This window comes from Massilia genomosp. 1 (genome assembly GCF_011682185.1).
GTDB classification, from domain to species: domain Bacteria; phylum Pseudomonadota; class Gammaproteobacteria; order Burkholderiales; family Burkholderiaceae_D; genus Telluria_A; species Telluria_A rubra.
Genome location: NZ_WHJF01000175.1, coordinates 1 through 7,421, shown reverse-complemented (window position 1 = coordinate 7,421; position 7,421 = coordinate 1). Strand labels below are relative to the sequence as shown.

The following is a 7,421-nucleotide window of genomic DNA, read 5'->3' as shown; positions in this document are numbered from 1 at the left end:
CGTCAGAAAAACCATCGATATCGTCTTGGATGCGTCCTGCTGCTGGTGTCATATTCGATTCCATGTGGGTACCAACTTCCTTAATTAGAGTTATGAAGTTGTCTCACAACAGTTTGACACAGGGGGAATGCGCATCACCGCATAGCCGATCGTTACGGCGATGAAGTCGCCCTCAGCGACCTTGGGCATGCCGGAGGCCAAAATCAGTACGCCGACCATCTGCACCATCGTCCATAACCGGTAGATGGAGTCGTCGGTATCGTAGGCGCTGGCAAACCAGGTGAAGTTCATCCAAGCCCACCAGATGGCTGCAAAGCCTGTGCAATATGCAAGCATCCCCACCGCTAGATGGTGTTCGCCAACGGCATGGTGCAGTTGCGAGGAGACCGCCGCGACGGCAACGACAAACGTTAGGTCGAACAACAGTTCCAGCGGGGTGGAAACGCGGTTGGTTTCGTGAATGTCACGACCTACCATGCGGCGCAGAACACGCGTGTGGGCCACAGGTGATTGGACAGGTGAAGATGGTGAAGTCATCCGGGCTCTATGGCAGAAAACGGGTCGGAAGTAGTCGATTCCCACGGCAGGAGCCTGAGTATTACAACCGACCCGGCGCTAAGGCAGAACTGCGGCCGTAACAAGGCTACTGCAGTGCGCGCTGGCGTACTTGCGTCGCGGTTCAGGTCAGCAACGGGAACGCGACAGCACCCGCAGGACTCGCCCAGTTCTTAACCAATTCAGCCACTACCGCGCCTGTGCTTGTAAGGCGTACGCCAGCCCGCTCCATCCGACGCCAGGCCATTTCTTCGGCAATCGGATTCGACGAACCACAGGCGTCGCACACTACCTGCACGTTAAAGCCTTCCTGCAGCGCGCTGATGGCGGGCATGACCATGCAAATGTCCGTCGTGACGCCCGCCATCACAAAGTTGCGTTTGCCGGTGGCCCGGCATGCGTTGGCAAAGGCCTCATCGTCCCAGGCGTTGACCACACCTTGGCGTTGGATGCGCGCGGCAAACGCCTCGGGCAGTATGTCTTGCAGCTCGGGCATCAAGGGACCCTGGACGTTGACATTGGTCTCTTGGCTGGAGGTCAACACCACCGGCATGCCTGTGCCTTTGGCGAATTTGGCCAGAACGATCACATTGCGCTGCAGCAGCGCCAGCGGCGTTGTGGAAGCCCAGGTGTTGGTGCCGACCTGGTGGTCGATCAGGATCACGGCAGTGTCTTGGAGATTGAAGCTGTGCATGGTGTTGCCTTTTAAAGGTTGGGGTTTAACGAAGAGAAGTAAAAACAACTGACGGCGATTAACTTGGTCAACGCGCCCGACGCTTAAGCCACGGGCGCGTTGACATGCAAAACCATTTTCCCGCGCGCTTTGCCTGACTCGCCCAGGCGGTGGGCCAGCGCTGCGTCGGCCAAGGCAAACTCCTGCCCCACCAAAATACGCAAATGCCCTGAGTCCACCAGTGCTGCCAGCTGCGCCAACACCACGCCGCGTGGAGGCGTGAAGACAAAGGCCGCGCGCACGCCAGCAGCTGCGGCTCGCTCGGGCGATGGGGGCGTAGCCGTGGCAACTAGAAGACCGCCTTTTCGCAGCGTGGCCCATGAAGCCTCTTGCGTAGCGCCACCCAAGGTGTCCAGTACCACATCCAAGTTGCTCGCCAGTTGCTCAAAGCGCTGTGTGCGGTAGTCAATGACTTCGTCCGCGCCCAAGCTTTTGACCAAAGCCAAGTCGGTTGTGCCAGCCGTGGCGATGACGTAAGCGCCTTGCAGTTTGGCCAGTTGCACGGCCACACTGCCCAAGGCACCCGCACCGCCGTGCACCAGCACGCGCATGCCGCGCTCCAGCTTTGCAGTTTCCATCAGGGCCGTCCAAGCGGCCTGAGCGGGTGTCGGCATGGCAGCCGCAGCCGCAAAAGAGACCGTGCGGGGCTTGAGCGCCACTTGGGAGGCATTGACCGCCACGTAGTCGGCATAGCTGCCGCCACGGGCAAATTCGGCATAGAAAAAGACTTCGTCACCCGTCGCAAAGCCGCTGACCGCACTTCCTACGGCAGTGACCACACCTGCGGCGTCTGAGCCCAAAGCGAATGGGAACGTCTTAGGTATGCCGTGCGCCATGGCGCCGCTGCGCAGCTTCCAGTCAATCGGGTTGACACCGGCGGCGACCACGCGCACTAGTACATCGCCAGCGTCGCAGACCGGGACCGGTGCGTCTTCGAGTTGCATTTGACTGGCATCGCCGTAGGCGTGAATTCGAATGGCTTTCATATTATTGTCTTTCTGGAGTGGAGGCTGGTAATGGTCAAATAATAGACTTTTCCAAAAAAAAATAAATAGCAGTAAATGAATAATACTTTTCCATTTATGGGATACTGGGCAGATGGAAAATCTGTCTGCCTTGCACGACATGGCCTTGTTCGTTGAAGTGGCTCGTACTATGAGCTTTAGTCGCGCTAGCACCAAGCTCGGTGTGCCGGGTGCGACGTTGTCGCGGCGCATTGCTGCAATGGAACGCCATTTCGGCGTGCGCTTGCTAGACCGCAACACGCGCAAGGTAGCCCTCAGCGAAGCTGGGCAACGCTACTTCGAGCGCTGCGCCCACCTGGTGGACGAGGCACGGGCGGCGCAAGAGGCACTGTCCGACACCGTCAATCGCCCTATCGGCCATGTGCGCGTGTCTATGCCGGTCGATTTGGGGCTGACCTACATCGGTCCTTTATTGCCCGACTTTGCCCGCCAATACCCCGGCATCAGTTTGGATTTGGACCTATCGCCCCGTCATAGCAATCTCGTTACTGAGCATGTGGATTTGGCGATTCGTCTGGGTGAGGTCGTGGGCGATCAATTGGTGGTGCGACGCCTAGGGAGCCTCGAACACTTTCTTTTTGCTGCCCCAAGTTACTTGGCTCTGCACGGGCAGCCGCAGCAGCCCGCTGAACTGGTTGAACACACCTGCATCACAACCGGCAGTGCGCAGCAAGCTAGCAATTGGCACTTGCAGCGCGATGGGTGCGGTATGGATGTCCAGGTGCGCGGTCATTTCGGCATTAACAACCCTGGTTTGATCCGCCTGCTGGCAGAACGGGGTTTGGGTATTGCGGCTTTGTCACACAAACTGGCGCGCGAGGCCGTCAGCGCCGAGCGCCTAGTCCGCGTGCTACCCGATTGGTCTTTCAAGCCCGTCCCGGTAAGCGGCGTTATGGCCACGCGGATGCAGACTGCCAGTGTGCGGGTTTTGGTGGAGTTTTTGGCAGCGCGACTGTCGCTGGAGTGACCAAGGAGCACTGCGCGAACAGCGATGGACCATGTTGCCCGGGCGGTTGCCATCAGCGCTGGCGCCGCGCAACAAATCGACAAGCGTAACGAGGTGGCTTCGCCCCCAAGGGAGACCGGGACTTGAGTAGCATCCATGAGACTGCATATCCACGCTTTAAGCCCGACCTGACACAACGTGAGCTCGAAGACGTGTACGCGCCTAGTAACGATGACAGCAAATTCATTCGCCGTAACGCCAAGACGGCGGCTGCCAAGCTTTACCTCGCGCTGCTGCTCAAAACCGTCATGAGGCTGGGATACTTTCCGATGCTTCACGAGATTCCGGCACCTATCGTATCCTTCATTGGAAAAAAAATAGGCGTGGGCTCTATTCCGGCGCGCGATCTTCTTGAGGAAGAGAAGCGACATCACTCACGCGTAAGATGCATGGAATCGATTCGGGCTTACGTCAAGATCCGGCCTATTACCGGCGAGACCCACACCGCCATCTTAAGCGCCGCGACGGAGGCTGCCCAGACCAAACAAGAGCTGGCCGATATTATCAACGTCATCATCGAAGAACTGGTACGCCAGCGGTTCGAGCTACCGGCGTTCACCACGCTCAATCGAAAGGCCTTTGCGGTACGCAGCCAAGTCAACGACCGCTATTTCCGAACGCTTGCCAGCCCTCTGCCAGAGGCCGTCATTAATCGATTTGACGAGATGCTGACACCCGCCCCGGTCCGGGGGATGAGCGGATGGCAGCAGATGAAACAGGATCCCAAAAAGCCGACCAACACGGAAGTGCGGATATACCTTCAGCATCTGCAATGGCTCAAGAGCTGGTCGACCGAACTGCCTGCGGTTGCCCACATCCCCGTGGTAAAGCGCAGCCAGTATGTGCACGAGGCACGCGCCCTGGACGTAGCAGACATGAAGGCCTGGTGAGCGACAATTATCTTGGCCGGTAGACGACAACTATCTTGGCCGGTTTGTCACCTGAAACCGGCCCGGTGCGGAAGCGAGGTTTACAGTTGTTTCGTTCAGCATGTGGCTGAGGGAGATGACGAGTGGCCGGCAAACGCATTGGAGATCACCAAGTGGGAATTTACAAGAAACACAGGGCCAAACTCGGTCAGGAAGTTGCCGCAGCGAAGACGGGCATCAGCGTGCGCTCAGCGCGCCGGCTCGATGCCATCGAAGGACTGCCGTCGCAAAGGCCAGCACGTGCCTGGCGCACCCGCTCCGACCCCTTCGAGGCCGTCTGGCAGAGCGACATCGTACCGCTGCTCGACGCCACGCCGGCGCTGACCGCCACCACGCTGCTGGAGGAAATGCAGCGCCGCTATCCTGGGCAATACGACGTTGCGCTGCTGCGCACCTTGCAGCGCCGGGTACGCACGTGGAGCGCCAGTTACGGCAAGGAGCGCGAGGTGTACTTCGCGCAAGCTCATCCGCCGGGCCGCTTGGGCCTGTCCGATTTTACGCATGCCGCCGTGCTGCAGGTAACGATCGCCGGCGCCATGCTGCTGCATTTGCTGTATCAATTCGCTCTGGCGTATTCGGGTTGGCGCTACGTCGAGGTCGTGCTCGGGGGCGAAAGCTTCATGGCCTTGTCGTCCGGCGTACAGAACGCTGCCTGGATGATGGGCGGCGTCCCGGAGGAACACAGGACCGATAGTTTGGCTGCGGCCTTCAACAACAAGTCGGAACAGGAGCTGTTGACTCGCCGCTACGAGGCCCTGTGCAGCCACTACGGCATGCGGCCGAGCCGTAACAATCTTGGCGTGAGTCATGAGAACGGTTCGATAGAAGCCCGGCAAGGCACGCTCAAGCGAACGATGGAACAGGCACTGCTGTTGCGTGGCCACCGCGACTTCGCCGACCTCGATGCGTACCGTGTGTTCGTCGCTGAAGTGTTCGGTCGCCTCAACGCCCGTATTGCGTCCAAGTTCAACGAGGAGCGCGCCTTGCTGATAGCGCTGCCGGCACGGCGCAGCAGCGACTACGAGGAGGTTGACGCCCGTGTCACCAAGTACGGCACGATGACGGTCAGGAAGGTGCTGTACTCGGCGCCGTCGCGGCTGGTGGGACATCGCTTAAAGGTGCGGATTTTTAGCGACAAGCTGGAGTGCTGGCTGGGCAATGTCTGCGTGCTCGAATTGCGCCGTGGCCAACCCGATCCGGTCAGCGGACGGGGCAAGGTCGTCGACTACCGCCACCTGTTGCCGGCCCTTAAGCGCAAGCCCGGCGCACTGGCACGCTCTGTGTTGCGCGACGACCTGTTCCCGCGTACCGAGTACTTGCAGATGTGGGTGCATTTGAAGGATGCCCTGCCGGAGGCGCAAGCTTGCCGGCTCATGGTCGGCTTGCTGGACCTGGCGGGCAATGAGGGCTGCGAGGCGGCGTTGGCGCAGCGCCTGGCAGTGCTGCTCGTCAGTGGCGAGATGCCCGATCTTGATGAGCTCAGGCAGGAGATGGCGCCGCGACAAGCGCAGTGCCCGACTGTCACGGTGGTGCTGCCGTCGCTGGCCAGTTACGACTGCTTGCTGGAGGCCGCATGAGCGCGATCGCAGCACGTCTGCCATTGATCCTCAACGAGCTGCGCTTACCCACCATCAAGCGCCTGTGGGCCGACCTGGCGGCGCAGTCCAACAAAGAGGGCTGGCCCGCCGAGCGCTACCTCGCCGCCGTGATGGAGCATGAGCTTGCGGAACGTGAAACGCGGCGCCTGGAGCGGCATCGACTCGAGTCGCAACTGTTGCCGGGCAAGCTGCTGTCGAGCTTTGACTTCACCACGGTACCGTCTGTTTCGAAGGCCCATGTGACGGCCTTGATCGAGGGCGATGGCTGGATCGATCAGGGATCCAATTTGCTGCTGTTCGGGCCGCCTGGCGTGGGCAAGAGCCACCTCGTGTGCGCCATCGGCTATGGCCTGATCGACCGCGGTTACCGCGTGCACTTTACGCGCACCAGCGATCTGGTTCAGCGACTGCAGGTGGCTCGTCAGGAGATGCGCTTGCCTGCGGAAATCGCTAGGCTTGACCGCTTCGACCTGCTCATCCTTGATGATCTGAGCTATGTTCGGCGCGACCAAGCCGAGACGTCGGTCCTGTTCGAATTGATCGCTGCGCGGTATGAGCGGAAGAGTTTGGCATTGACCGCCAACCAGCCATTCTCGGGCTGGGACCAGGTGTTTCCGGAGCCCGCTATGACGTTGGCGGCAGTGGACCGACTCGTGCACCACTCGACTATCTTCGAGCTCAATGTGGAGAGCTATCGCCGGCGAACAGCAGCGACCGCCAACACTACCGCTGGCAAGAAATTGAAGGAAAAGACGGATTAACAACAACTCGCTTCACCGGCCAAGATAATTGACGCCGACCGGCCAAGATAGTTGACGCCAACCAAAGGCCCTGAAAAAAGATAAGCGCTATGCGCTGATGGTATTGCTATTCCATGCACAGTTGAGCAAGTCGCTCGATGACGCGATCGAGATGTTCATCCGAAAGCTGCGCAAAATTCACAACGGCGCCGAAGAGCAGTTGCGGCAGTATTATCTGGAGCACCAGAAACGGGCGGAGAAACTGATCATCCAGCTGCGTGACGTCTTGGAGGCTTTTGTGGAAGGTGAAACGGACGCGGACAGGGGCGCGCGTATCGCCGCGGCCTTCCAGGATGAGCCAGGCAACCTGCTGATCGAATGCGACGAACACATTGCTTACGCCGGCAATAACTACTTGCCGTTCATGTTGGCGCCTTATCAGGCGCAACGGCCGCTGCTTCTCAACTGCCTGAGCCTGCTTAATCTGGAATCGACGTCGGCCGACCGATCCCTCATTGACGCGATCCATTTCGTGCTGGCGCACCGACAAAGCCACCGCGATTGTCTGTCGATCGCCGGGACCAACCTGAGCTTGAAATGGATTCCGGAAAAATGGCGCAGACTTGTCACTGGACAGCGCTCCGGAACTGTCACGGAGGTAAGCCGAAAATATTTTGAGCTATGCGTGCTCACCGAAGCGATGCAGGAGCGGTTCTGTCGCATTAGCGAACGTCGACGGGGCAATCATGTAAACTGCGGCGCCCGAACCCAGGACGAATCGACATGCTCAACTTCAAAGGGATGCGCTTTCCGATCGACGTTATCCTGGTCTGCA

7 protein-coding genes and 1 pseudogene are annotated in these 7,421 nt (G+C 59.3%); 5 read left to right on the top strand and 3 right to left on the bottom strand.

Going from position 1 to position 7,421, the window contains the following annotated elements; all coding sequences use genetic code 11:
• Positions 1-90: 90 nt before the first annotated feature.
• The 3 genes from F1735_RS31925 to F1735_RS31915 all read right to left on the bottom strand — a co-directional run bounded on the left by F1735_RS31925 (position 91) and on the right by F1735_RS31915 (position 2,415).
• Positions 91-537: a low temperature requirement protein A gene (locus F1735_RS31925; protein ID WP_222853140.1), complete on the bottom strand. Its 447-nt coding sequence runs from the start codon at positions 535-537 to the stop codon at positions 91-93.
• Between the two features lie 142 nt (positions 538-679).
• Positions 680-1,249 carry an isochorismatase family protein gene (locus tag F1735_RS31920; protein ID WP_166881722.1) on the bottom strand — a complete coding sequence of 190 codons (570 nt, stop codon included), beginning with the start codon at positions 1,247-1,249 and terminating at the stop codon, positions 680-682.
• Positions 1,250-1,332: 83 nt separating this feature from the next.
• Positions 1,333-2,415 (bottom strand): NADP-dependent oxidoreductase, encoded by a 1,083-nt coding sequence (locus F1735_RS31915; protein WP_222853139.1) that lies wholly within the window; start codon positions 2,413-2,415, stop codon positions 1,333-1,335.
• On the opposite strand from F1735_RS31915, the gene F1735_RS31910 reads away from it, so the two are divergent.
• From F1735_RS31910 to F1735_RS31890, 5 genes and pseudogenes are all read left to right on the top strand, one after another.
• Positions 2,387-3,280 (top strand): LysR family transcriptional regulator, encoded by an 894-nt coding sequence (locus tag F1735_RS31910; RefSeq protein WP_166881723.1) that lies wholly within the window; start codon positions 2,387-2,389, stop codon positions 3,278-3,280. The genes F1735_RS31915 and F1735_RS31910 overlap by 29 nt on opposite strands.
• A gap of 122 nt (positions 3,281-3,402) precedes the next feature.
• Positions 3,403-4,209, top strand: coding sequence for a DUF4158 domain-containing protein (locus tag F1735_RS31905; RefSeq protein WP_167240834.1), 807 nt, complete (start codon positions 3,403-3,405; stop codon positions 4,207-4,209).
• A gap of 122 nt (positions 4,210-4,331) precedes the next feature.
• Positions 4,332-5,825, top strand: a complete 1,494-nt coding sequence (gene istA, locus F1735_RS31900; protein ID WP_167240832.1) for an IS21 family transposase — start codon at positions 4,332-4,334, stop codon at positions 5,823-5,825.
• Entirely contained in the window at positions 5,822-6,607 is a 786-nt protein-coding gene (gene istB, locus F1735_RS31895) for an IS21-like element helper ATPase IstB (RefSeq protein ID WP_167240830.1), read from the top strand. Before istA ends, istB begins: the two co-directional genes overlap by 4 nt.
• A gap of 97 nt (positions 6,608-6,704) precedes the next feature.
• Positions 6,705-7,421 (top strand): annotated as a pseudogene (locus F1735_RS31890) (hypothetical protein); the annotation flags it as partial.